The sequence below is a fragment of the Priestia sp. FSL W8-0001 genome, assembly GCF_038050335.1.
Lineage (GTDB): Bacteria > Bacillota > Bacilli > Bacillales > Bacillaceae_H > Priestia > Priestia flexa.
This window is the reverse complement of sequence record NZ_JBBPAL010000001.1, coordinates 3,858,849-3,882,773: the sequence shown is the minus strand read 5'-3', so window position 1 is coordinate 3,882,773 and position 23,925 is coordinate 3,858,849. Positions and strand designations below refer to the sequence as shown.

General features: G+C 38.4%; 25 protein-coding genes. 14 read left to right on the top strand and 11 right to left on the bottom strand.

All coding sequences use genetic code 11. From position 1 onward, the window contains the following. Positions 1–130: 130 nt before the first annotated feature. Both zwf and MKZ18_RS20430 read right to left on the bottom strand, forming a co-directional pair. On the bottom strand, positions 131–1,633 hold the full coding sequence (gene zwf / locus MKZ18_RS20435) for a glucose-6-phosphate dehydrogenase (RefSeq protein ID WP_340841892.1): 1,503 nt from the start codon (positions 1,631–1,633) through the stop codon (positions 131–133). 204 nt (positions 1,634–1,837) lie between these two features. Next, positions 1,838–2,284: a staygreen family protein gene (locus MKZ18_RS20430; RefSeq protein ID WP_163071239.1), complete on the bottom strand. Its 447-nt coding sequence runs from the start codon at positions 2,282–2,284 to the stop codon at positions 1,838–1,840. Between the two features lie 183 nt (positions 2,285–2,467). On the opposite strand from MKZ18_RS20430, the gene MKZ18_RS20425 reads away from it, so the two are divergent. The 3 genes from MKZ18_RS20425 (at position 2,468) to MKZ18_RS20415 (ending at position 3,942) form a co-directional block, all read left to right on the top strand. Next, the gene (locus MKZ18_RS20425) at positions 2,468–3,148 is read left to right on the top strand and encodes a uracil-DNA glycosylase (protein WP_025908702.1); all 681 of its coding nucleotides are present in this window, start codon (positions 2,468–2,470) and stop codon (positions 3,146–3,148) included. A gap of 101 nt (positions 3,149–3,249) precedes the next feature. Continuing rightward, positions 3,250–3,558 (top strand): YwdI family protein, encoded by a 309-nt coding sequence (locus MKZ18_RS20420; protein WP_025908703.1) that lies wholly within the window; start codon positions 3,250–3,252, stop codon positions 3,556–3,558. Positions 3,559–3,573: 15 nt separating this feature from the next. Then, complete coding sequence (locus MKZ18_RS20415; protein WP_025908704.1) at positions 3,574–3,942, top strand: DUF423 domain-containing protein; 369 nt, start codon at positions 3,574–3,576, stop codon at positions 3,940–3,942. Positions 3,943–3,982: 40 nt separating this feature from the next. Here the strand turns inward: MKZ18_RS20415 and gerQ are convergent, their stop codons facing one another. From gerQ to hemQ, 3 genes are all read right to left on the bottom strand, one after another. Beyond that, positions 3,983–4,465: a spore coat protein GerQ gene (gene gerQ / locus MKZ18_RS20410; protein WP_061786193.1), complete on the bottom strand. Its 483-nt coding sequence runs from the start codon at positions 4,463–4,465 to the stop codon at positions 3,983–3,985. 27 nt (positions 4,466–4,492) lie between these two features. Beyond that, on the bottom strand, positions 4,493–4,915 hold the full coding sequence (locus tag MKZ18_RS20405; RefSeq protein WP_061786194.1) for a cell wall hydrolase: 423 nt from the start codon (positions 4,913–4,915) through the stop codon (positions 4,493–4,495). A 115-nt stretch (positions 4,916–5,030) separates the two neighbouring features. Beyond that, on the bottom strand, positions 5,031–5,774 hold the full coding sequence (hemQ, locus tag MKZ18_RS20400) for a hydrogen peroxide-dependent heme synthase (RefSeq protein ID WP_025908706.1): 744 nt from the start codon (positions 5,772–5,774) through the stop codon (positions 5,031–5,033). Positions 5,775–6,050: 276 nt separating this feature from the next. On the opposite strand from hemQ, the gene pta reads away from it, so the two are divergent. Beyond that, positions 6,051–7,022, top strand: coding sequence for a phosphate acetyltransferase (pta, locus tag MKZ18_RS20395; protein ID WP_025908707.1), 972 nt, complete (start codon positions 6,051–6,053; stop codon positions 7,020–7,022). A 33-nt stretch (positions 7,023–7,055) separates the two neighbouring features. Here the strand turns inward: pta and MKZ18_RS20390 are convergent, their stop codons facing one another. Together MKZ18_RS20390 and MKZ18_RS20385 are read right to left on the bottom strand one after the other, a co-directional pair. Continuing rightward, on the bottom strand, positions 7,056–7,910 hold the full coding sequence (locus MKZ18_RS20390; protein ID WP_025908708.1) for a lipoate--protein ligase family protein: 855 nt from the start codon (positions 7,908–7,910) through the stop codon (positions 7,056–7,058). A 124-nt stretch (positions 7,911–8,034) separates the two neighbouring features. Further along, entirely contained in the window at positions 8,035–8,700 is a 666-nt protein-coding gene (locus MKZ18_RS20385) for an RsfA family transcriptional regulator (protein WP_025908709.1), read from the bottom strand. Between the two features lie 209 nt (positions 8,701–8,909). Between MKZ18_RS20385 and MKZ18_RS20380 the strand changes: the two genes are divergently transcribed. The 3 genes from MKZ18_RS20380 (at position 8,910) to MKZ18_RS20370 (ending at position 11,093) form a co-directional block, all read left to right on the top strand. After that, positions 8,910–9,134 carry a DUF1450 domain-containing protein gene (locus tag MKZ18_RS20380; protein WP_025908710.1) on the top strand — a complete coding sequence of 75 codons (225 nt, stop codon included), beginning with the start codon at positions 8,910–8,912 and terminating at the stop codon, positions 9,132–9,134. A 112-nt stretch (positions 9,135–9,246) separates the two neighbouring features. Then, entirely contained in the window at positions 9,247–10,548 is a 1,302-nt protein-coding gene (locus tag MKZ18_RS20375) for an HD domain-containing protein (protein ID WP_025908711.1), read from the top strand. Positions 10,549–10,577: 29 nt separating this feature from the next. Then, a complete protein-coding gene (locus MKZ18_RS20370; protein WP_061785338.1) occupies positions 10,578–11,093 on the top strand; it encodes a YwgA family protein in 516 nt (171 codons plus the stop codon). A 63-nt stretch (positions 11,094–11,156) separates the two neighbouring features. On the opposite strand, the gene MKZ18_RS20365 is transcribed toward MKZ18_RS20370, so the two are convergent. Then, on the bottom strand, positions 11,157–11,342 hold the full coding sequence (locus MKZ18_RS20365) for a 2-hydroxymuconate tautomerase (protein ID WP_025908713.1): 186 nt from the start codon (positions 11,340–11,342) through the stop codon (positions 11,157–11,159). A gap of 146 nt (positions 11,343–11,488) precedes the next feature. Here MKZ18_RS20365 and MKZ18_RS20360 point away from each other — a divergent pair, with 146 nt between their 5' ends. Together MKZ18_RS20360 and MKZ18_RS20355 are read left to right on the top strand one after the other, a co-directional pair. Continuing rightward, positions 11,489–12,136, top strand: a complete 648-nt coding sequence (locus tag MKZ18_RS20360) for a site-2 protease family protein (RefSeq protein WP_025908714.1) — start codon at positions 11,489–11,491, stop codon at positions 12,134–12,136. 18 nt (positions 12,137–12,154) lie between these two features. Then, entirely contained in the window at positions 12,155–12,664 is a 510-nt protein-coding gene (locus MKZ18_RS20355) for a YwhD family protein (protein WP_025908715.1), read from the top strand. Positions 12,665–12,704: 40 nt separating this feature from the next. On the opposite strand, the gene MKZ18_RS20350 is transcribed toward MKZ18_RS20355, so the two are convergent. Then, on the bottom strand, positions 12,705–14,777 hold the full coding sequence (locus tag MKZ18_RS20350) for a transglycosylase domain-containing protein (RefSeq protein ID WP_100346558.1): 2,073 nt from the start codon (positions 14,775–14,777) through the stop codon (positions 12,705–12,707). Between the two features lie 368 nt (positions 14,778–15,145). On the opposite strand from MKZ18_RS20350, the gene speE reads away from it, so the two are divergent. The 4 genes from speE (at position 15,146) to argS (ending at position 19,337) form a co-directional block, all read left to right on the top strand. Then, positions 15,146–15,973, top strand: a complete 828-nt coding sequence (gene speE, locus MKZ18_RS20345) for a spermidine synthase (RefSeq protein ID WP_025908717.1) — start codon at positions 15,146–15,148, stop codon at positions 15,971–15,973. 222 nt (positions 15,974–16,195) lie between these two features. Next, on the top strand, positions 16,196–17,074 hold the full coding sequence (gene speB, locus MKZ18_RS20340; RefSeq protein WP_341344594.1) for an agmatinase: 879 nt from the start codon (positions 16,196–16,198) through the stop codon (positions 17,072–17,074). A gap of 156 nt (positions 17,075–17,230) precedes the next feature. Continuing rightward, positions 17,231–17,680 carry a DUF1934 domain-containing protein gene (locus tag MKZ18_RS20335; RefSeq protein ID WP_025908719.1) on the top strand — a complete coding sequence of 150 codons (450 nt, stop codon included), beginning with the start codon at positions 17,231–17,233 and terminating at the stop codon, positions 17,678–17,680. Further along, a complete protein-coding gene (argS, locus tag MKZ18_RS20330; RefSeq protein WP_061785341.1) occupies positions 17,667–19,337 on the top strand; it encodes an arginine--tRNA ligase in 1,671 nt (556 codons plus the stop codon). The genes MKZ18_RS20335 and argS overlap by 14 nt, the downstream gene beginning before the upstream one ends. Before the next feature lie 29 nt (positions 19,338–19,366). Here argS and uvsE read toward each other — a convergent pair whose 3' ends face one another. Continuing rightward, the gene (gene uvsE, locus MKZ18_RS20325; protein WP_061785342.1) at positions 19,367–20,320 is read right to left on the bottom strand and encodes a UV DNA damage repair endonuclease UvsE; all 954 of its coding nucleotides are present in this window, start codon (positions 20,318–20,320) and stop codon (positions 19,367–19,369) included. A 22-nt stretch (positions 20,321–20,342) separates the two neighbouring features. Then, complete coding sequence (gene cls, locus MKZ18_RS20320) at positions 20,343–21,539, bottom strand: cardiolipin synthase (RefSeq protein WP_061785343.1); 1,197 nt, start codon at positions 21,537–21,539, stop codon at positions 20,343–20,345. 191 nt (positions 21,540–21,730) lie between these two features. Here cls and MKZ18_RS20315 point away from each other — a divergent pair, with 191 nt between their 5' ends. After that, on the top strand, positions 21,731–23,845 hold the full coding sequence (locus MKZ18_RS20315) for a 4Fe-4S dicluster domain-containing protein (RefSeq protein WP_061785344.1): 2,115 nt from the start codon (positions 21,731–21,733) through the stop codon (positions 23,843–23,845). Positions 23,846–23,925: the final 80 nt, after the last annotated feature.

Genomic DNA, 23,925 nt, shown 5'->3' with positions numbered 1-23,925 from the left:
TCATCAAAATGCGATGATGAGAACCCTTTTTCATTATTTTTGGCTAGTTATGTCCCAGCCTCTTTCTCTATTCGACAAAGGACTTGTCGAATAAAAACGCAGCGAAATATTCGCTGCGTTTTTATTTATATTATTTATCGTTTGAGAAGTTACTTTCCCCAACAGGCCACCATTGGAAGCTTTCTTCAGCAAGAAGAGCATCTGATGCTTTTGGTCCCATTGAACCTGATTCATAGTTCGGGAAGTCTTTTGCTTTGTTTTGTTCCCAAGCTTCTGAAATAGTATCAACAAACTTCCATGATAGAGCAACTTCATCCCAATGTGTAAAGTTTGTTGCATCCCCAAGCATGCAATCGTAAATTAGGCGTTCATAAGCTTCTGGCGTATTCATCTTATCTCCGCAGTTGTTGCAGTAGTTAAGGTTAATTGGTGTAGAAGCCGTTGCTCCTGGTGTTTTACGCGCATTTAGGTGAAGAGTAATTCCTTCTTCTGGTTGAATATGAATTACAAGCAGGTTAGGGTGAATATCTTTACCACGATTGAAATATAAGTTCATTGGTAAATCTTTAAATTGAACAACAATCGTTGTTGCTTTTTCTTTCATACGTTTACCTGTACGAATATAAATTGGCACACCAGCCCATCTAAAGTTGTCAATCATCAGTTTACCTGAAACGAATGTTGCAGTATTAGATTCTTCATCTACAGAATTTTCTTCACGGTAGCCAATTACTTCGTTTTCTTCCACGATACCTTTTCCATATTGGCCGCGTACAAAGTATTGATCTACCTCATCTATTGACATTGAACGAAGTGCGCGTAATACTTTTACCTTTTCGCTACGAATTTCTTCTGGTGTTAGTTTAATTGGTGGCTCCATAGCTAATAAAGCAACCATTTGTAAGATATGGTTTTGAACCATGTCACGTAGTGCACCTGAAGATTCGTAATAGCGTCCACGATCTTCTACACCAAGCGTTTCACTTGATGTAATTTGGATATTTGAAATATATTGGTTGTTCCAAAGTGGCTCAAATAAAGCATTTGCAAAGCGAATGACTTCGATGTTTTGAACCATTTCTTTTCCAAGGTAGTGGTCAATACGATAAATTTGATCTTCAGAGAAAGCGTGACGAATTTGTTCGTTAAGCTCTTTAGCAGATTGATAATCGTGACCAAATGGCTTTTCAATTACTAGACGGCTCCAGCCTTCAGTAGCTGTTAAGCCTTCATTTTTTAAATTAGACGCAATTGTTCCAAAGAATTCTGGGGCCATTGCTAAATAGAAAATGCGATTTCCAGGAACGTTATATTGTGTATCAAGCTCTTCTGTTAATGTTTTTAACTCTTGATAAGATTCTACGTTTGTAACGTCAAATGGCTGGTAGTAGAAGTGTGAAGCAAACTTATCAATATCAGTGTCTTCTGTTTGCAGATTACCCACAGACTTTTTAACATTTTCACGCAACTCTTCGTTTGTCCATGGTCTTCTGGCTACTCCAACAACTGCAAAATCTTCGGATAATTTATTTTCTCTGTATAAGCGGAAAATAGATGGAAATAGTTTGCGTTTTGCTAAATCACCTGTAGCTCCAAAAATTACAATAATTGATTTTGGTTGTTCATTTGTCATTGCTTCTAGACCCTCTCTTTATCAAAATTACGTTTAGTGTACGCTAATATATCTAATATAAAATTGTAACGATTTATAAATGGTAAAGCAAATCTATATGATTTGTAGTTATTATTCCATGTTTTGAATGAGTTTAAAAGTATTTTGTTTGGTAAATGAAAAAAGCTACGCCAATTGAATGGCGGTAGCTAAGTTTTGGAAGCGCTATCTGTATTGATATAATGCACCTAATGATTTTTTACCATCTAAAAAAGAATGCGAAGAGTCCGTATATAAAAAAATTGGACAATGTTCTAGCAACGGGTGCTTTTGAAAGAATAATTTTTCAGAATGATATAGGGTATTTAAATAGACAGGCAAAATTTCTAAGAGGTGAATATAACGCTCTAGTGCTGCATCTTCTGAAATAGTATGGTCAATATAAAAATAAAGTGAAAGTGAATAGAAGCCTTTATTAAATAAAAAAGACGCCAAGCATTCATTACGACTTTTGCTGATATGATCGTAGGCAAATTCTAAACCGACGTAAATGGATGGTATTGACGATTGATGAGATGGGAAAATGGTATATTTTCGAGGAATCATCGGTTCGGTAGATGTAATTCCTAATCCATATGTGACATCTACTTGGCGGGGACTAGCAATTATCATATAAACCCCTCCTTATATGAAAAGATGCACTCCTTATAGTGTATACAAAAGCGACTTGAACATGACTTCAACTGGAGAGATATGGTGATTATAATGTGCTCTTCACTGAAAGTGTAGAGTTTAGGTACAATAACAAAAGAGTGAATGGTTACACAATGATTAAATATGAAGGGAACGAATGGGATGTCTATTTTAAAAAATGATTGGAATGAGTTATTAAAGGCAGAATTCGAAAAGGAATATTATATCCAACTTCGTCAATTCCTTGTAAATGAATATAATAGTGAAACTGTATATCCTGAACGTTATGATATTTTTAACGCTCTACATTATACCCCTTACAAGGATGTTAAGGTTTTATTATTGGGTCAAGACCCTTATCACGGACCTGGTCAAGCTCACGGTTTAAGCTTTTCAGTTCAGCCCGGAGTGAAAACGCCGCCTTCACTTGTCAATATTTATAAAGAATTACATCAAGAGCTTGGTTGTGAAATTCCCAATAATGGATATTTGATTAAATGGGCTAAGCAGGGAGTGTTGCTTTTAAACACGGTATTAACGGTTCGACGCAGCGAACCGAATTCCCATAAAGGAAAAGGGTGGGAGATTTTCACAGATCGCATTATTGAACTGGTTGCACAAAAAGAGGAACCCGTGGTGTTCTTACTTTGGGGTAAGCATGCGCAAGCCAAGAAAAGCTTAATTACGGGAAATCACCATTTAATTTTAGAGAGTCCTCATCCAAGTCCATTCTCTGCTAACCGTGGATTTTTTGGCAATAATCATTTTCGCTTAACGAATGATTTTTTACAAAAGCATGAGTGTACGCCAATTGATTGGCAAATTGATAACATCAAATCGTGAACATTTATCGAACTACAATTGAATCATCGCTCAGCCTGTGAATTTTTGATAAACTATAAACAGATTAGATTCGCAATGGGCAAAGTAAAAGAGGTGAAATAATGGAAATAAAGTTAGAACAGCTATTAGATAAAATGAGCGCAGAGCTAGCAAAAGCGAAACAAGAAGCGCATCATTCTGCTCGTGTGAGAGATCAATTAATTGCAATTAAAACATTATGTGAACTGGCATTAACGGATGGAAATTCTTCTTCAGTACAACCAACGGCTCCATCAAGCGTTGTTATGCCTTCACAAATTCAAGCTCAGCCTTCGATGCAACAACAAATTATTCAATCATCTACGCAAAATTTTGAAGGGAAAAAGCTTGCTTCAGACGATGCTAACGGGGATAGCTTATTTGATTTTTAAAAAAGGAGTAGAGACATGAAAATCTTTGTTATTTTAGGTGCTATTAATGCAGCTTTAGCTGTTGCGTTAGGTGCATTCGGCGCTCACGGTTTAGAAGGTAAGATATCGGAGAAATATTTAGAGGTATGGAAAACAGGCGTCCAGTATCATATGTTTCATGCTATTGGTTTATTCGTAGTCGCTCTTTTACTTGCAAAAGCTCCTCAGTCATCATTGTTGTCAACGTCAGGTTGGCTTATGATGGCTGGTATTATATTATTTTCAGGTAGCTTATATGTTTTAAGTATATCCGGAATTAAGGTACTAGGTGCCATAACGCCTCTGGGTGGAGTGGCTTTCATCACAGCGTGGATATTGATTGTTATTGCAGCCTTAAAGTGGTGAAAAAAAGGCCCCTAGCGTTCAGCTAGGGGCCTTTTATCTATTATCGAGGTGAATAGTTGCTTAATGGAGGTCCGCTACTGTTAAATGGATAGGTATACTGAATTTCCTCATCGAACGTAATATAATCTAAGTAAACCATTAATAGTAAGTAGCGTTTCCCTGTTTGTGGATCACTTAAGATCAAGTGGTCACGCCCAGCAGCTTCAATAATACCTTTAAAGACTTTAGCGTTCCATTGGTTATTATTTTCAAATGTCATATAAACCGTTGCAACTTTTCCGCGGTTTAGACGCAAAATGTTTTCAATATATGACTCTTCTAGTGGTAGCTGACCAGGGTCTTGAGGCGCCCCTGATCCTCCGGAAGGAATTTGAGGAGGCATTTGTCCCGATGGACTTTGTTGCTGACCTCCACCAACTCCTTGTGGCTGTTGATAAGGTGTATAGTAAGGATAGTTATAGCTCATATATGGGTTTTGCATATAAGGCTGGGTCTGATTTTGATTACCTTTTGGCTTTTTCATAGTACCCTCCTTTAATTCTACATGTATTTAGTAAACGCTCGGACAATCTGCTCGAGTTGGTGCAAAAAAGCAATGAGACTTGAATCTTCCGGTATTTGGTTGGTTATACCATGTAGCGGGACAGCTGCCGCCTGGTTTAAAAAACCATAGAGAATTCGTAGCTGGTGAAAATCTTTCTCCTCTTAATGCACGGCGAGCTAAATCAATTTCTGCTTGCCGTGCACGCTGATAAAAATATCCTTTCTGCGTGGCTTCAAAGCCTCCAGGGCTTTGGAAGACCATCTGTCTAATAGTTCGAATATTTTTAAAGTCTAAACAAGAGGCTCTTGCTCGGTTAACACCCACATTACCTACAAGGAGCATTCCTTGTTTTCCTTCACCTTCAGCTTCAGCTCGAAGAAGTCTGGCTAGAAGCTTAACATCTTCTTCGGTGTGCGCGACAACCGCCATTTCCTCACCTCACTTACCTGTGACGCTATTGTATGTATATGAATAAAAGAAGAGAATATGACCATAAAAAAGGCACAAAAAATGCTTCCCCTAATGAGAGGGGAAGCAAAAAGGTTTAGACTGAAAGGAAATGACTGAATCGATCAATTTCAAGTAAGTTACCAACAAAGAAGCTACCAAATTCTCCGTAGCGTGCACTTACCTCATCAAATCTCATTTCATATACGAGTTTTTTAAATTGTAATACGTCATCAGCGAATAGCGTAACGCCCCATTCGTAGTCATCAAAGCCAACAGAGCCCGTAATGATTTGTTTTACTTTACCTGCATATTGACGACCAATCATGCCGTGACTACGCATTAAGCTACGACGCTCTTCCATCGGTAACATGTACCAGTTGTCGTTACCTTGACGGCGCTTATCCATTGGATAGAAGCAAACATACTTCGATTTTGGAAGAGTCGGGTATAAGCGTGCACGGATATGTGGATTTTCATACGGATCTTCACCTGCTGGTAAGTAGTTACTTAGCTCAACAACGGATACATACGAGTAAGCTGGCACAGTAAATTCTGCTAGCTTTGTTTTATTAAATTCATTTTCAATTTCATTTAATTCTTCCATTGTTGGACGTACAAGCATGATCATAAAATCTGCTTTTTGACCGACAATACTATATAGTGCATGACTTCCTTCAGCTGCATTTTCCGTACTTGTCCATTTTTCTGTTAAAGCTAAAAATTCATGGATAGCTGTTTCGCGTTCTTCATTTGATAACTGTTTCCATGCTGTCCAATTAATTGTTCGAAAATCATGAAGAGCATACCATCCATCTAGTGTTTGAGCTGCTTCTGCCATATTCTTTCACTCCTAAATTACAGTATAATGACTTCTAGTTTTACTATATCATAGTTTATCCGAATGATTGGATTGAAAAACTCATGAATTGTGATTAAAAAAGCACAATTTACGCTATGATAAAAGGGAAGTTGAAAGTATATTTAATTGAATTTTAGGAATTTAAAGACTTTTTATGGTTATCAAATTGTTAAAGGACATGCCTTTGATTTTTTTTCGAAGTGGAGTATCCTATTACGTGGAAACTGTTTTTTAACATATTGAGGAGGACTTAGTTTGAGCAATTTATTTACTGGTTTAAAAGAAAAGGTATCTGCAAGCAATGTATCAATCGTATTCCCAGAAGGTTTAGATGAGCGTGTTCTTGGAGCGGTAGCTCGTTTGGCTGCAGATAAAGTCGTAACGCCAATCGTTGTTGGAAACGAAGAAGAAGTACAAGCTAAAGCAAAAAGCTTGAACTTAATTTTAGATGGAGTGCAAATCTTTGATCCTCATAACTACGATGGATTTGATGAAATGGTAGCTTCATTTGTAGAACGTCGTAAAGGAAAAGCGACTGAAGAAGCGGCGCGTAAAATTTTATTAGACGAAAATTACTTCGGCACAATGCTTGTTCATATGGGTAAAGCAGATGGCCTTGTAAGCGGAGCTGCACATTCAACAGCTGATACAGTGCGTCCAGCGCTACAAATTATTAAAACAAGAGAAGGCGTAACAAAAACATCAGGAGTATTCATCATGGTTCGTGGTGACGAGAAGTACGTATTTGCTGACTGTGCAATTAACATTTCGCCAAACAGCCAAGACTTAGCTGAAATTGCAATTGAAAGTGCACGCACAGCTAACATGTTTGATGTAGATCCACGTGTTGCAATGCTTAGCTTCTCAACAAAAGGATCAGCTAAATCACCGGAAACTGAAAAAGTAGCGGAAGCTGTTAAAATTGCAAAAGAGATGGCGCCAAGCCTAACTTTAGACGGTGAATTCCAGTTTGATGCAGCATTTGTACCATCTGTTGCTGAAAAGAAAGCACCGGGTTCAGATATAAAAGGTGATGCAAACGTATTTGTATTCCCAAGTCTTGAAGCTGGTAATATTGGATACAAAATCGCTCAACGCTTAGGTAATTTTGAAGCGGTTGGTCCTATTCTTCAAGGTTTAAACAAGCCGGTTAACGACCTTTCACGTGGTTGTAACGAAGAGGATGTATACAAATTAGCTTTAATTACAGCTGCTCAAGCACTGTAAAAGCATAAAAAAACGCCGTTAAACGGCGTTTTTTTATGTGTTTAGAACAGAACCTAGTGCTTTTTCATTTCGGTCATACATTCGCTGTAGCTGTGTATCAAACAATTCAAGTTCCGCTGCTTGTAGGGGAATCATTTCTAACGAAGCTCCGGTGGATTGTAATGTTTGGAGCGTTAGCATCATTAGATCGCTTACGGTTAATTCAACGTTTAACAGCTGTGAAAGAGAAGCCATTGTCTCTGGAACAATCGTTGGGTATGTAAACTTTGTCTCAGCTTCTTGTAGGCCTCTTTTGTAAAATTCTTTAATAACACTGGCTCTTTTTGCTCCATCACCTGATACGCAGAGATAAATCTGTACAGCTACTCCACCTCGTACACGACGCTGTGAGATACCTGCAAATTTTTGACCATCGATGCTCAAGTCGTAGCTTCCAGGACAGTACGAACCGACAATTTCTTTTGCTTCAATATCAGTTGTGTGAGAAGCAAACATCGCTTTAATTAAATCAAACATCGCATCATATCCTCGGTCGATATCAATGCCTTTTTCTGCATCCGGAAAGATAAGTGAAATGTTCAGTACACCTTCGTCAAGTACGACGGCTAGCCCTCCAGAGTTACGAACAATTGGTTTATAGCCTTGTTCTTGCAAATAGTGAATGCCCTCGGCTAAATGCGGTAGCTTTGTGTCTTGGATACCAAGAACAATCGTATCGTGATGCACCCAAGAGCGAACCGTAGCTGGAGACGCGTTTCTTCCAACACTTGTGCAAAGCGTATCATCTATCGCGAAAGATTGCTTTGCATCAAAGCCCGGACCTAAGCTTGATTGATCAATGATGCGCCATTTTGGCTGTAGTAAAAGATTTGGTTTATATATAGACATGTTCCATAACTCCTTTATGAAGTAAACGAACATATTATAGCACATTTAAACGTTAGGGTTTGGTATGCCTCAGGTTATAACCTATGAAAAAAGGTGGCATAGGAATGCCGCCTTTGGATTGGTATTATTCAGCTAATTTTTCTAAATTCCCGTTGCGATCCATTTTAAATGAAGTCGCTGAGCGATCCTCTTCATCAAATAACACCAGTTTGCGAGCACGGTTCATGATTTGCATCAATGTTTCATAGTCTTCTTGAATAGTAGTAGCATTTGCTTCAAGTTGAGTTACTTGTTTTTCAAGCTCTTGGATTTTACGATGTAGGTCATCATTTTCCTTACGTAAACGAGAATTCTCATGTTGAATTGCTTGCATGTTTCCAGTTTGGCCTCTAAATGTTTCTAAATAGCGGATGACTACGTCAATCGATAAATCGTCGTTAGAAGTTGTTATAGTAGGGGAAGAGACTGGTATTGCTTCGTACACTTCCTCTGTAACGTTTTCTATACTTGGTGTAGGTGGTGTATATAAAAGCTTTTTCTTACCTTGTTCTTGTCCGAGGGCACGCATGCGTTGCTTACGCTGTTTTTTCGCGAGCTGGAGCGCTTTTTCATACTGATGTCTTACCACGGCATTCCAGCGAAATCCGCAAGCCGCAGACGTACGATTTAGTTCATCTCCAACTTCTTCAAACGCGTTTAACTGAGTGCTTCCTTCTCTTACATGTCTTAAAACTGTTTCTGCTAAAAGTAAATCATTTTCTTCTGTCCACGCATCTTGTCTATCTTTCACGTATTTCACTCCTCATTTTTATATGATTGGTAGCTACCATGTTTTGTAGTATTCAGTATGTACAGATTAGCGTATAGTTATACTATTTTTTCTAGAAGTATGATAGATTTTGGCATTTTTCGAAACTTGCACTCCTATGCAAATAGCGGTAAAATACCCTTTAGGCAAAAAAAGATATGTGTAAGCACTTTTGAAAGGATTGTGTCAGCATGGCAAATGAATTTAGAATTTGTGATGATTGTCAGGCAACAAATGTGAAGACGTTGTTACCTCGACTTCAAAAAATAGATGCATGTGCAGATGTGAAAGTGGGCTGTCAATCGTACTGTGGTCCAGGACGTAAAAAATCATTTGCATTTGTAAATAATCGCCCTGTAGCTGCACCAACAGAGGACGAGCTAATTGAAAAAATTGAGAAAAAACTAAACAAATAAAATAAAATCACCTTTGTTCTAAGCAAAAGGTGATTTTTTATTCTGACTAGGAATTTTTAAACACCTTGTCGAAGAAGACATACTAACAACGTCAAGATAGAGAGGTATGTAAATGGCATATCTAAATGAAAAACTTAGTGAAGAAAAAGTATTTAAAGACCCTGTACATCGCTACATCCACGTACGAGACCGATTGATTTGGGAGCTGATCGGTACATCTGAATTTCAGCGTTTACGTCGAATTCGCCAGCTTGGAACAACCTATTTAACGTTTCACGGTGCCGAACATAGTCGTTTTAATCACTCTCTAGGAGTATATGAGATTGTTCGCCGAATCATTGATGATGTGTTTCGAAATCGTCCAGAATGGGACGATGATGAACGACTTCTTTGTTTATGCGCAGCGCTTCTACACGATTTAGGGCATGGTCCATTCTCTCATTCTTTTGAAAAAGTATTTCACCTTGATCATGAAGAGTTTACTCAAGCGATTATTTTGGGGAATACAGAAGTAAACCGTGTATTGAAAAAAGCTGGAGCAGATTTTCCGAAAAAAGTAGCAGAAGTTATTGCAAAAACGTATAAAAATAAGCTGGTTGTAAGCTTGATTTCAAGCCAAATCGACGCCGATCGAATGGATTATTTACAGCGTGATGCCTATTATACGGGGGTGAGCTATGGACACTTCGATATGGAGCGTATCCTGCGCGTAATGCGTCCACAAGAAGATCAAGCTGTCATTAAGCATAGCGGTATGCATGCAGTTGAGGATTACATCATGAGTCGCTACCAAATGTATTGGCAGATTTATTTTCACCCTGTAACTCGTAGTGCAGAAGTTATCTTAACTAAAATTCTACATCGTGCGAAAGAACTTCATCAAAAATCCTATGAGTTTCGCCAGCCGCCTGTTCATTTTTACTCTATTTTTAAAGATGAAATATCGCTCGAAGAGTACTTAAGGCTGGACGAGTCTGTTGTCATGTTTTATTTTCAGGCTTGGCAAGATGAAGAAGATAATATTTTAGCGGATTTATGTCGCAGATTTATGAACCGTAACCTATTTAAATACATTGAGTTCAATCCAAACCTTCAAATGAAGATGTGGATGGAGCTAACAACATTATTTAAAAAAGCTGGAATTGACCCTGATTATTATTTAGTTGTTGATTCATCCAGTGACTTACCGTACGACTTTTATCGTCCAGGTGAAGAAGAAGAACGCTTGCCAATCCATTTGTTGATGCCAAATGATGAAGTAAGGGAGCTATCGCGACAGTCTGAAATTGTTGAATCGATTTCGGGGAAAAAACGAACGGATCACAAACTTTATTTTCCACAAGATTTAATTGACCAGCTATCGTCAAAAAGAAAAGTGAAAGAACAAATTTTACAGCTATTAAAAAGTAATTAGAGTTAAATAGTATAGGAGTTGAAAGGGCTGTGTTAAATGATCACGCGAAGATTATTAAAGTGTTCTCAGCAGCGGGAGAAATTGTAGGGAGAAAAAAGCTCCAAAAAATGATTTTTATTGGAAAAAAGCTAGAGTTTCCTTTTTATGAACGCTATAATTTCCATTTTTTTGGTCCATATTCAGAAGAGCTTACCCTTCGAGTAGAAGAATTGTGTAATCTAGGCTTCTTGCAGGAATTGAAAGAAAATAAGGGTGGCTACATGCAGTACCGATATGCGCTAACTCAGGCTGGAAATGAATTCTTAAGCCATTATGAGCTAGAGTTACCCCACCTAGAGGAAGTCATGACGGATATGAACAACCAGTCTTCAAAATTTTTAGAGCTTGTCTCAACGATTTTATACTTTGATGGGTTATCGAAAGAAGAAGTGAGTGAAAAAGTGTTTACGTTAAAGAGTAAACAGAACTATACAGAAGAAGATATTGAACAAGCATATGCATATATTGAAAATTTAAAAGCAGTGACGTTTGACCGTGTTCACTAATACAAAGCAAAGCCCTCTGCATCCGTTCAGAGGGCTTTGTTCAATGAATAAACGATATGTAGTTTATTGGTCGCTTAATCGTTTACCGTTTACTGCATAGTGGTTTTTTGACATTTCTTCAATAAAAACCGCAATCTTTTCAGAAGGGGCACCTGTTGTTTCAGATACAGCAGCCGTTACTTTTTCAACAAGGGCTCTTTTTTGATCTTCAGTGCGACCTTCAAGCATTTTTACTGTTACATATGGCATACTAATTTCACTCCTTTTCTTCAGTGTCTTCTTCAGTGTAGTCCTTTTACATTGAAAAATACACCCTCATCTAATGATGAAATAATTAAATTATAGTATACTCGATGTATTATTGTAATTCAGAATGATTATAAAGGAGAGAGCGAGTGAATCAATTTTTAGCTTTTCCGCTTGAATATATTCCGTACGTTGCTATTACGCTAATTATCGCATTTACGCTACATGAATTTGCCCATGCTTTTGTTGCATACAAGTTTGGAGACGAGACGGCAAAGAAACAAGGGCGTTTGACACTGTCGCCTCTTTCACATTTAGATCCACTAGGAACAATTCTCCTACTGGTAGTGGGATTTGGATGGGCTAAGCCCGTACCAGTTAATCGCTTTTTCTTTAAGAATCCCCGTCTAGCTGGCGTATTGGTTTCAATTGCAGGGCCGCTTAGTAACTTATTCCTTGCATTTTTAGGGGTTCTTGGTTGGTTTTTGATTTTGCAGTTTGCGGGTTATATAGATCCACTATATAAGTTTTTTAATATGTTTATCACCATTAATATTGTTTTATTTTTATTTAATTTGCTGCCATTTCCGCCGCTCGATGGCTACCGTATCGTAGAAGATCTTGTTCCAAACACAGTGCGAGCAAAAATGACGCAGTATGAGTCGTGGGGAATCTTGTTATTTTTAGTGTTAATTATTACACCGCTCGATCGCTATATCATTGCCCCTATATATGACATTGGAATCCCATTTTTTGTTGAGCTATTTCAACAACTTCTGGGACCTTTATTAACTTAAGTAAGGAGCGTTTTAACAATGGATCAACCGAAAAAAAAGAAGAATATTGGATTTAATATTATTAAGAATGATTCAACAGATGGACATGGAGGCTTTGGGGTTGGTGCGCTAAGCTTAGAAAATATTTCACCTGTTTTTGTATGCCCATCAGACGAAGAAGCTTTTGTTGATATCGGTGCGATGCATGCTCGAAGCGTGGTTGAAAAGGGAATTAAGTTTTTATCCAACAAAGACGAAGTTCCTAACGGCAAGCTCTATTGGCTTGTCTGGGTAACCATTGACCGCAATCCAGCAGGCCCTTATTATGCTGGCGTAACGGCATGTGAAATGACCGTAGATCGTGAAATTCGCCGCGGTTATAAGTCGCTTCCAGAGCATGTAAATAAGATGGATAAATCTATGAAGCGTCGCATTATGGTAGACGAAATGGATAATAAGTCAAAAGCAATCTTAAAAGATTTTCTATCTGCTCATGATAAGGAAATATGGGAACGTTCTAGTGATGAACTAAAAGAAGCTTTATCATAAAAAGGAGAGGCCCTCAGTCTAAGCTGAGGGCCTCTCCTTTTTAAAACCAATCGCGGAGGCGATGAAAGAATCCATCTTGTTCTTTCTGCTTCTGTGGCGCCTGGTTTTTCTCTTCAGAAACGCCTTTATCGCGACAATACGTAGTCGGTTGGGTACCTGTTAAATAGTATGCTTTATATTTTTTCGAACAGGACTTTGTTGCGATATCCCCCGTTTCGGGGTTAATATTTACGCTGACTAACCCTTTTGGTGCTTTGAATGCTTGTTTCTTCTTTCCTTCAAGCGCATCTTCCATAAACAATGCCCACATTTTTTTTGCATAAGCTTTTTCTTCAACACGCTCAATCTGTTTGCCTTGGTCATAGCCTACCCAAACACCTGATACAAGCTGAGGGGTGTAGCCAATCATCCAGCTATCTGTCGGCGTAGTACCAGATTTACCAGCATAATCTCTTGACAAGTATTTTAGAATTGGCTTTCCAGTTACTGTTGTATAGCCGTTTAATTCTTTTTGGAACATGCCTGTCATCAAATGCGTTGTTAGAAATGCTAATCGCTTGTCAACAATTTGTTTCTTTTCTTGAGGTGCTTCATACACCATGTCTCCACCAGCTGTTTCAATGCGCTTAATGAATGTTGGTGAAATTTCTTTTCCACCGTTTGCAAAAATGCCATATGCATTGACCATATCAATCACGCGAACAGGTGATGTTCCAAGAGCAAGGGACGGTACCTGCTTCAGTGGAGTTGAAACTCCTAATGACTTAGCCGTTTCGACCAATCGGTGCTCCCCGATAAATAAATGTGTTTTAACAGCATAGATGTTATCTGACAGCGCAATAGCCTGTGCTAGTGTAATGGGATTGTTTGCATAGTAGCTGTTATAGTTACTGGGTTTATATGTTGAAACCCCATCATCTAACGTGAAGGTTGTCTCTTCACTTTGCATCGCGGTAGATTCCGTAAAGCCGTCTGCTAAAGCAGCATAATATAAGAATGGCTTCATCGTAGAGCCCGGCTGGCGCACAGCTTGAGTTGCTCTGTTGAATGGGCTTTTCTTATAATCTCTACCGCCAATGAGCGCTTTAACTGCACCTGTTTTTGGATCCATTGCGACAAATGCTGTTTGAATATCAGAATCTTTATTCATAACGGTATTCATTGCTTCTTCTGCTTTCTTTTGCACGTCAATATCAAGCGTTGTGTAAATGCGTAAGCCATTTGAATGAATCATTGCTTCTGTAATTCCCAATTCATTCGTTAACTGAGATAAAGCTGCACTCATGAAGTAAGACGCATCCTGTTTCTTTGCGTTTGCTTCATCTTGTGCTTTTTTTGCATAGAACAAAGGTGTTACAAATGCTTTATCCGCTTCTTTTTGTGAAATTTTTCCTTGGTCAACAAGTAAGTTTAAGATGATGCGCTGACGCTCTTTTGCATTTTCTTCATGAAGCAGAGGAGAATAGTAAGTAGGCCCTTTCGGAATCCCAGCTAGCATACTAGCTTCACTTAGCGTTAAGTCCTTTGCTTTTTTATTAAAATACGTTTTTGAAGCAGCCTCGACTCCATAGGCGCCGTGTCCATAGTAAATGGTATTTAAATAACCTTCAAAAATTTTATCCTTGTCGTAATTAAATTCCAGGCGAATGGTATAAAGCGCTTCTTGGAATTTTCTTGTCCATGTTTTATCGTGTTCTAAAAAAAGATTTCGTGCGTACTGCTGCGTAATTGTGCTAGCACCTTGTACCTTACTCATTGCTTTAATATCGGCAACAATTGCCCCGCCAATACGTTTAATATCAAAGCCGTTATGATCATAAAACCGCTTGTCTTCAACTGCTAATGTAGCTTCTTTAATATTGTCAGATACGCTTTCTAGAGGGACCCAATAGCGTTTTTGACCGTTGTGTAATTCGTCTAATACTTTGCCATTGCTGGAATAGAAAATAGCGGTTTGCGGGACAGTTAGCGTAGGTGGACCAGCGATTTTGGCATATAAAAATATACTGATATAAGCAATCCCAATACATACAGTACATAAAAGTGCAAGAACAAGTAGAATGCGAAAAAGACGTCTAGCTTTCTTAAAGTGTTCAATTAATACAGTTTCCATTGTCATCACCTCATGAGTTAACTCCTTCGTTTCCTAAAAAAGTTACGTTTTAAAGGGTACCCAGATTGATACAGTCTTTTTATTATCAAAAGATTTTTTTACGAGCTAGATCCATTTATTTAAGCCTTTTAATGTGTAGGTTTATATAGGTAGTTTAGGTAAATATAGGCTTTTGAAATGAGGTTATAGCAATTTAAAGGAATATATAGTTTAGTATGAAAAAGAAAAAGCTCTTTTAAACCTAGAAGTCTAAAAAAAACCTTTGCTTTTCACTTAAATTCATCTATACTTTTTTTCATGTTTGTATAAATTATGTTAGGGTAATCTATGCATAGGCTAAATTCTCAAAATAGAAGGGAAGAGTTTAAATGGAATTATGGTTTACTGAGAAACAAACGAAGAATTTCGGAATTACGGCGAAAATTAAGCGCACTTTACATACAGAACAAACTGAGTTTCAAAAGCTAGACATGATTGAAACAGAAGAGTTTGGTAACATGCTAGTTCTTGATGGAATGGTAATGACAACTCAAAAAGATGAGTTTGTTTATCATGAAATGGTGGCACACGTGCCATTATTTACACATCCCAATCCTGAAAATGTCTTAGTAGTAGGCGGCGGAGATGGTGGCGTAATCCGTGAAGTATTAAAGCATCCTAGCGTAAAGAAAGCGACGCTAGTTGAAATTGATGGAAAAGTTATTGAATACTCTAAGAAGTATTTACCGGAGATTGCTGGTGAATTGGAGAATGAGCGCGTTGAGGTAAAGGTCGGCGACGGCTTTATGCATATCGCAGAAAGCGAAAATGAATATGATGTTATTATGGTTGATTCAACTGAGCCAGTAGGTCCAGCGGTGAATTTATTTACAAAAGGCTTCTACGCTGGGATTTCAAAAGCGTTAAAAGAAGACGGAATTTTTGTAGCTCAAACGGACAACCCTTGGTTTACTCCAGAGTTAATTACAAACGTACAGCGTGATGTAAAAGAAATTTTCCCGATTACTCGTCTTTATATAGCAAACATTCCAACGTATCCAAGTGGTCTGTGGACGTTCACAATCGGTTCTAAGAAGCATGATCCACTAGAGGTTAGTGAAGATCGCTTTATTGATATCGAAACAAAGTATTACACGAAAGAGCTTCATAAAGCAGCATTTGCTTTACCGAAGTTTGTAGCAGATTTAGTAAAATAAGGTGAAGCTTCAATTGGTGGGAGGCTTCATCTCCCGCTCATTGTTAGTGCAACTAATCGGGCTTTTAAGGACAGTGTAGCCCTCTGCTTATCTTCCAGCGATTTTCCCTGAGCTTGGAAGCGGAAGCCTTACTGCCAGTTAAGCTCGGATAAAGTACAAACCATAGACAAGATGTCAGTCAAAAGGCTTGGCGTCTTGTTTTTATGACAAGGAGGCATTCTCATGCGTTTTGATGAAGCATATTCAGGTAATGTATTTATAAAAAGTCACCCTAGCTTTGAAGAAAGCGAAGCCGTACTATACGGTATGCCAATGGATTGGACAGTAAGCTACCGACCGGGGTCTCGCTTTGGTCCAACTCGTATTCGCGAAGTATCAATTGGGTTAGAAGAATATAGCGCATATTTAGATCGTGAGCTTGAAGAAGTAAAATATTTTGATGCTGGTGATATTCCACTTCCTTTTGGAAATGCACAGCGAAGCATCGACATGATTGAGGGCTATATCGATGAGCTATTAGCAGCCGATAAGTTTCCGCTTGGAATGGGTGGCGAGCACTTGGTTTCATGGCCAGTTATGAAAGCGATGTATAAGAAATATCCGGATCTTGCTATCATTCATATGGATGCGCATACGGATTTACGTGAAGAGTATGAAGGTGAACCTTTGTCTCACTCCACACCAATTCGTAAAATTGCCGAGCATATTGGGCCAAGCAACGTTTATTCATTTGGTATTCGTTCAGGTATGAAAGAAGAATTTGTATGGGCGAAAGAGAACGGCATGCATATTTCTAAATTTGAAGTATTAGAACCTTTAAAAGAAATCTTACCTAAGCTAGCGGGCCGTCCAGTTTATGTAACGATTGATATCGATGTGTTAGATCCAGCCCATGCCCCAGGTACAGGTACAGTAGATGCGGGGGGCATAACATCAAAAGAGCTATTAGCATCTATTCATGAGATTGCTAAATCAGATATCCGCGTTGCGGGTGCAGACTTAGTAGAAGTTGCTCCAATCTATGATTCCTCTGAGCAAACGGCCAATACAGCTAGTAAGCTTATTCGTGAAATGATTTTAGGTTGGGTTCAAAAGCGCTAAACAAATATATAGAAGAGTAGGTTGCATTGATAGAAATGCGGCCTACTCTTTTTTACAAGATGAGCGAAAACTTGAAGTATTATTGAATTCTTGTCTCGGAATGTTTATACTATTTAAGTTATAAAGTATTCGTAAAAATTAAGGAAGTGTCTTGAGATGAATAACGCTTCAACGATTAAAAAGCCAATCGCAATTAAGATTGTGACGGACATTCGAGACGGACACATGAAGGAAACAACGGCGGTTGAGGCTCAAGGAACGTATTATAAAAAAGACGAAGTGGTTTATTTAACGTATACGGAGCATCAAGAAGAAGTAGGGGATATTAAAACGTTACTGAAGATTAAAGAGGATGAAGTAACGATTAACCGTACCGGTGCCGTAAAAATGAAGCAGTCTTTTCGTAAAAAAGTTAAGCTTGAAGGAACGTATATGAGTCCTTATGGCCGTATGGATATGATGACATATGCTCATAACATTGAATATAAAAAGCTCCAAAAAAGAGGTCATCTCTTTTTTACGTACGATTTGACATTGCAAGGTCAATCGGTAGGGAAGTACGCTGTAACGATAACATTCAAGGAGGAAGAACATGAACATTGTTGAACAAGTGCAAAGTAAGTTAAAAGCTGAGATTCAAGATGCAGTTGTAAAAGCTGAGTTAGCAACAAAAGATCAGCTACCAGAAGTCGTGTTAGAAGTACCAAAAGATAAAGCCCACGGTGATTATTCTACAAATATGGCGATGCAGCTTGCACGAATTGCAAAAAAAGCACCTCGCGCTATTGCAGAAGAGCTAGTAGCACAGTTTGATAAATCAAAAGCTTCAATTGAAAAAATTGAAATTGCGGGCCCTGGATTTATTAACTTTTACATGAACAACTCATATTTAACAGAATTAATTCCAACCATCTTAAAAGCAGGAGAAGCTTATGGTGAATCAAACGTTGGAAACGGTGAAAAAGTTCAGGTTGAGTTTGTATCAGCAAACCCAACAGGAGATTTGCATTTAGGGCATGCTCGCGGCGCAGCTGTAGGAGATTCTTTATGTAATGTTCTTGCTAAGGCAGGTTATGATGTATCTCGTGAATATTATATCAATGATGCTGGTAACCAAATTAACAACTTAGCGTACTCAGTGGAAGCGCGTTATATGCAGGCTTTAGGTATGGACAAAGAAATGCCTGCCGATGGCTACCATGGTGAAGATATTATCAACATTGGTAAAGAGTTAGCTGAAAAGTATGGAGATCAGTATGCAAAAGCTGATGAAAAAGAGCGCTTTGAGTTTTTCCGCCAGTACGGATTAGATTATGAGTTGGAAAAATTGAAGCGTGATTTAGAGCAATTTCGTGTAAAATTCGATGTATGGTACTCTGAGACATCTCTATATAAAAACGATAAAATTCAAGTTGCGCTTGATACGTTAAAGCAACAAGGTCACGTTTATGAAGAAGAAGGAGCAACATGGTTCCGTTCAACAACATTTGGTGATGATAAAGACCGAGTATTAATTAAAAACGATGGTTCATTTACTTACTTAATGCCGGATATCGCTTATCACCAAGACAAAATTCAGCGTGGCTTTGACAAGTTAATCAACATTTGGGGTGCTGACCACCACGGTTACATTCCGCGTATGAAAGCTGCAATCCAAGCCCTTGGTTATGGAAAAGATACGCTAGAAGTTGAAATTATTCAAATGGTTCAGCTGTATCAAAACGGTGAAAAGATGAAGATGAGTAAGCGTACAGGTAAAGCTGTAACGATGCGAGACCTTGTAGAAGAGGTTGGCTTAGACGCAACTCGCTACTTCTTTGCAATGAGAAGTGGAGACACGCACTTAGACTTCGACTTAGACTTAGCAGTTTCTCAATCCAACGAAAATCCGGTATATTATGCACAATATGCACATGCTCGTATTTGCAGTATCTTAAAGCAAGGTGCTGAAATTGAAGCATTAACAAAAGGAAACGTAGAGTATACGCTAATTCAGTCTGAGAAAGAAATGGACCTACTAAAGAAAATTGGTGAGTTTCCACAAGCTGTTTCTGAAGCGGCAACAAAACGCATTCCTCACCGCATTACAAACTATATCTTTGACTTAGCATCAACGTTCCACAGCTTCTACAACGCAGATAAAGTTATTGACACAGATAATATCGAAACAAGTAAAGCACGCTTAGAGCTTATCAAAGCAGTGCAGGTTACTCTACAAAATGCATTGAAATTAATTGGTGTTTCGGCTCCTGAAAAAATGTAATAAAAGATCCCCTTTCAAAGGGGGTTTTTTTATATCTTTAGCGTAGCTCCACCAATTCTTTTTACACCGCGAATTTTGGATAAGTCCTCTACAAGCTTTAATAGTGCTTGGTCTTTTAGTTTCGCTTCAATCATCACATCAAAATTTTGATTCAGCTCTTTGGCTAGTTGGAAAAAAGGCTTCACAAACTCAGAAGATACGTAATCAGCATGACTGCGAAATGCTTTTTCGGACTTCGGTGAAGAGATATGTACCTTAGGTCTGATATTTACATGCTTCCAGGTTTCAAAAATCCGTGGTAGTAAATCTTCAAGAGGCTGTGTTCCCAAGTTTGCTTGATGGTGGTGAAAGTCAAATACAAGCGGAATTTGCTCTTTTTCACAAACTTCTAACGTTTCTTCTGTTGTGTAGGTTTTATCATCGTTTTCAAGCGTCATCTGCTTTTTAATATGCATTGGAAGCTTCTTTAAGTTTTGTTGAAAACGCTCCAAGGCCTTAACCTTATCTCCGTAAGCTCCACCAACATGAATGTTAATTAACGATCCATCTACCACATCCATTGCTTCTAGCATTTGATAGTGATAGTTCATATCTAAAACAGCATTGTCAGTAATCTGCGGCTTATCACTCGTAAACAAAGTGAACTGGTTAGGATGAAAGCTTACCCGTAGATGATGAGACTTTACTAAGTGACCAAGTTCTTTCCATTCTTGTTGAAAAGGTGTTACAAAATCCCATGCGACTTCAGGATGAGTAGCTAAAGGAACAAGGGAAGAAGAGAGACGGTAAAGCATGATTTCATGTGCAATGTTATAATGTAAAGCTCGTTTTGTATGGTACAAGTTCTGTTGCGTAACTTCATATAATTTCTCTATGCGTTCCTCTTTTGAGAGTTTACTCCAGCGTGCAAACGTTAACGTTTTTGCAGGTGAGCAGTCCCACAAGGACAAAGCGTGGGAAACATAGCCAAATCTGACATTCATGTCTGTTAACTCCTTTTCATAGCTATAAAAGTGGGGATATAAACGTAGCTACCCCTTGTTTAAATTTATCAAACCAAGTCCGCTTTTTTATATCAGATAAAGAAAGAAGAGGACAGTCGTGTAAACAGGTGTGGAACGTTTCTTTTACATGCTTAATAAAAACAGGGTCAAAGATAAAGCAATTGATTTCTCCGTTTAAAAACAAGCTTCTTTTATCAAAGTTAGCAGTTCCCACATCACAAATTCGCTCATCAGCAATCATCACTTTTCCGTGATAGAAACCATAATAAAATTGATGAATCTGGCACCCCGCTTCGACTAAAGCAGGAAGATAAGAGAAGGCTGCATCGCGAACGAGTGGGTGATCTGCTCTCATTGGGATAAGGATATACACCGTTACGCCTCGTTTACGCGCTTTTAAAATAGCCGCCATTAAAGATTCTGTTGGGATAAAATAAGGAGTTCCAATACAAAGTTCATTTTTTGCTTCATTGATGATGTGCAAGAAATGATCTTCTAAGGAAACACCTTCCGTTGAGCGGAATTGCACGATTTGCATAGAGGGGTCTTTTATTTGTCTGTCAATTACCTCTTCGTGCTGCTCTTCATCGTTCATAGATGAGCTCCAATCTCTTAAAAACTGCGTTTGCAAATCATTTACTGCTTCTCCCGTTACTTTTAAGTGATAATCTTTCCACGTTCCTAATGTGGGATCTAAGCCTAAATATTCTTGGCCAATATTAAACCCTCCAATGTAGCCGATGGACTGGTCGATAATAGTCATTTTTCGATGATTCCTTGCGTTTATTGTATAAAATAAATAAGGGAATTTTAGCCGACGACTAAATGAAAACTTCACTCCGCAAGCCAGAAGGTGTTTTCTCATCTTCCGATTGAGCTTTATGCTACCGATGCGGTCAACGAGTAGCCGAACGTCAACTTGCTGACTTGCCTTTTCGCAGAGAAGATCCACAAATTTTTTGCTAACCTCATCGTTTTTGACAATATAAAAAGAAATGTGAATGGAATGTTTTGCTTGTTCGATTGATTTAAACAAGTCATTGTAAAACTTCGTTCCATCAGTGAAAAGTTTGAGAGATGCTTGACGCATTGGAAATGTACGCTCTTTTTGCATGAGTTCCTTTTTGCCAACACCTAAATCAATGGCAAACCATGCGACAATCAAAATAACGATTAAAATAATTACAGTAGCCAACATTTCCTTTCCCACCCTCCATCAACCGAATAATTCACGATAATCATCTTATTTCTGTTCTTAGTTTCACCTCGTTTAAATAGAATATGAACAAAAAAGAAAGAAAATATATTGACTGAATGTTCATTCATTATATAAAATGAAGAAAAGTTCATTATTTTCTAAATTTTCATCAGGGAGAAGGAGGGAATTATGTGTCAGCTTTATTGTGGGCCAATTTAATTTTATTTCTAATTGTAACCGCTTACGCAGGGTCGTTGTTTATTTACTTAATTCGAACGAGGTTAATGTACATCCAATTAGGTAAGAAAGTGGAGTTTGATCAAAAACTAAAAGAAAGACTGAACAAAGTATGGGTAAATGTTTTTGGCCAAAAAAAATTATTAAAAGATAAGAAAAGTGGAATCATCCACGTTCTTTTTTTCTACGGATTTATTCTAGTTCAGTTCGGTGCGATTGATTTTATTTTAAAGGGGTTAGTTCCTGGAGCGCATCTGCCATTAGGTCCGCTATATCCAGGCTTTACATTCTTTCAAGAAATTATAACTGTCTTGATTTTAGTTGCGGTTATATGGGCTTTTCATCGCCGTTATGTTGAAAAGCTTGTTCGATTAAAAAGAGGGTTTAAATCAGGTTTGGTTCTTTTGTTTATTGGTAGCTTGATGCTTTCAGTACTAATTGGAAATGGGATGTCACTAATCTGGCACAACCATGACTTAGCGTGGACTGAGCCAATTGCATCATCCGTTGCCTTTCTTTTGAATGGAATTGGCGAAACCGCATCTATTGTCATCTTCTATGTAGCATGGTGGATTCACTTACTTGTTTTATTAGCATTTTTAGTTTACGTACCGCAGTCTAAGCATGCCCATTTAATTGCAGGTCCAGCGAACGTGTTTTTCAATCGCATTTCTAAGCCAGGGAAGTTAGAGAAAATCGATTTTGAAGACGAGTCTCAAGAAACATTTGGTGTAGGGAAAATTGAAGATTTTACACAAAACCAACTCATCGACTTATATGCATGCGTAGAGTGTGGACGATGTACAAACATGTGTCCAGCGACTGGGACAGGGAAAATGCTTTCACCGATGGATTTAATTTTGAAACTACGCGATCACTTGACTGAAAAGGGTGCTGTCGTAACGTCCAGAGCGCCTTGGGTGCCTACGTATGCTTTTGCCAATACAAAAGGAAACCAGCTTGCGGTCATGGGAGCAAGCCAAAGCAGCAGCGAAGTAGCAGCTACTTTGGAATACAACCCGTCTTTAATAGGAGAAGTCATTACAGAGGAAGAGATTTGGGCGTGTACGACCTGTCGTAATTGTGAAGATCAGTGTCCAGTAATGAACGAACATGTGGATAAAATCATTGATCTTCGTCGCTTTTTAGTTTTAACAGAAGGGAAAATGGATCCGGATGCTCAAAGAGCGATGACGAACATCGAGCGTCAAGGAAATCCATGGGGATTAAATCGTAAAGAAAAAGAAACTTGGAGAGAAATGCGAGAAGATATTCATGTACCGACGGTTAAAGAAATGAAGAAGAGTGGAGAAGAATTTGAATATTTATTTTGGGTCGGTTCGATGGGAGCTTACGATAATCGAAGTCAAAAGATTGCGCTTGCTTTTGCAAAACTGCTAAATGAAGCAGGAGTTAAGTTTGCTATCTTAGGAAACAAAGAGAAAAACTCTGGAGATACGCCGCGTCGATTAGGAAACGAGTTCTTATTCCAAGAGTTAGCTTCTAAGAACATTGAGGAATTTGAAAAGAACGAAGTGAAAAAGATTGTCACGATTGATCCTCATGCATATAACATTTTCAAAAATGAATATCCAGACTTTGGGTTAGAAGCAGAAGTGTATCATCATACGGAGCTTTTAGCACAGCTTGTGAAAGAAGGAAAGTTAAAGCCCAACTTTCCAATTGAAGAAACCGTTACGTTTCATGATTCCTGCTATTTAGGCAGATATAACGAAGTATATGACCCGCCGCGTGAAATTTTAAAAGCAATTCCAGGAGTGAAAATGGTTGAGATGGCTCGAAATCGTGAAAGTGGAATGTGTTGTGGTGCAGGAGGAGGGCTCATGTGGGCAGAAGAGACCTCTGGTCAACGAATCAACGTCGCGCGTACAGAACAAGCCTTGGAAGTAAACCCAGGCATTATTAGCTCTGGCTGTCCGTACTGTTTAACGATGATTAGCGATGGTACAAAAGCGAAAGAAGTTGAAGAAAAAGTAGGAACATATGATGTAGCAGAGCTCTTAGAAAAATCAATTTTTGGCATAAACGAAGCAAAACAACCTGTATGATAAGGGAGTTTATTACAGAAGGATGAAGGTTTAAAGCCCCCAAATGCTACTAAAAGAACGGGGGCTACAACCTTGTAAGA

Excerpts from the sequence above, each read along its gene's own strand:
- zwf (WP_340841892.1), bottom strand. The coding sequence starts at position 1,633 with ATGACAAATGAACAACCAAAATCAATTATTGTAATTTTTGGAGCTACA.
- MKZ18_RS20430 (WP_163071239.1), bottom strand. The coding sequence starts at position 2,284 with ATGATAATTGCTAGTCCCCGCCAAGTAGATGTCACATATGGATTAGGA.
- MKZ18_RS20425 (WP_025908702.1), top strand. The coding sequence starts at position 2,468 with ATGTCTATTTTAAAAAATGATTGGAATGAGTTATTAAAGGCAGAATTC.
- MKZ18_RS20420 (WP_025908703.1), top strand. The coding sequence starts at position 3,250 with ATGGAAATAAAGTTAGAACAGCTATTAGATAAAATGAGCGCAGAGCTA.
- MKZ18_RS20415 (WP_025908704.1), top strand. The coding sequence starts at position 3,574 with ATGAAAATCTTTGTTATTTTAGGTGCTATTAATGCAGCTTTAGCTGTT.
- gerQ (WP_061786193.1), bottom strand. The coding sequence starts at position 4,465 with ATGAAAAAGCCAAAAGGTAATCAAAATCAGACCCAGCCTTATATGCAA.
- MKZ18_RS20405 (WP_061786194.1), bottom strand. The coding sequence starts at position 4,915 with ATGGCGGTTGTCGCGCACACCGAAGAAGATGTTAAGCTTCTAGCCAGA.
- hemQ (WP_025908706.1), bottom strand. The coding sequence starts at position 5,774 with ATGGCAGAAGCAGCTCAAACACTAGATGGATGGTATGCTCTTCATGAT.
- MKZ18_RS20390 (WP_025908708.1), bottom strand. The coding sequence starts at position 7,910 with ATGTCTATATATAAACCAAATCTTTTACTACAGCCAAAATGGCGCATC.
- MKZ18_RS20380 (WP_025908710.1), top strand. The coding sequence starts at position 8,910 with ATGGCAAATGAATTTAGAATTTGTGATGATTGTCAGGCAACAAATGTG.
- MKZ18_RS20375 (WP_025908711.1), top strand. The coding sequence starts at position 9,247 with ATGGCATATCTAAATGAAAAACTTAGTGAAGAAAAAGTATTTAAAGAC.
- MKZ18_RS20365 (WP_025908713.1), bottom strand. The coding sequence starts at position 11,342 with ATGCCATATGTAACAGTAAAAATGCTTGAAGGTCGCACTGAAGATCAA.
- MKZ18_RS20355 (WP_025908715.1), top strand. The coding sequence starts at position 12,155 with ATGGATCAACCGAAAAAAAAGAAGAATATTGGATTTAATATTATTAAG.
- MKZ18_RS20350 (WP_100346558.1), bottom strand. The coding sequence starts at position 14,777 with ATGGAAACTGTATTAATTGAACACTTTAAGAAAGCTAGACGTCTTTTT.
- speE (WP_025908717.1), top strand. The coding sequence starts at position 15,146 with ATGGAATTATGGTTTACTGAGAAACAAACGAAGAATTTCGGAATTACG.
- speB (WP_341344594.1), top strand. The coding sequence starts at position 16,196 with ATGCGTTTTGATGAAGCATATTCAGGTAATGTATTTATAAAAAGTCAC.
- MKZ18_RS20335 (WP_025908719.1), top strand. The coding sequence starts at position 17,231 with ATGAATAACGCTTCAACGATTAAAAAGCCAATCGCAATTAAGATTGTG.
- argS (WP_061785341.1), top strand. The coding sequence starts at position 17,667 with ATGAACATTGTTGAACAAGTGCAAAGTAAGTTAAAAGCTGAGATTCAA.
- uvsE (WP_061785342.1), bottom strand. The coding sequence starts at position 20,320 with ATGAATGTCAGATTTGGCTATGTTTCCCACGCTTTGTCCTTGTGGGAC.
- cls (WP_061785343.1), bottom strand. The coding sequence starts at position 21,539 with ATGTTGGCTACTGTAATTATTTTAATCGTTATTTTGATTGTCGCATGG.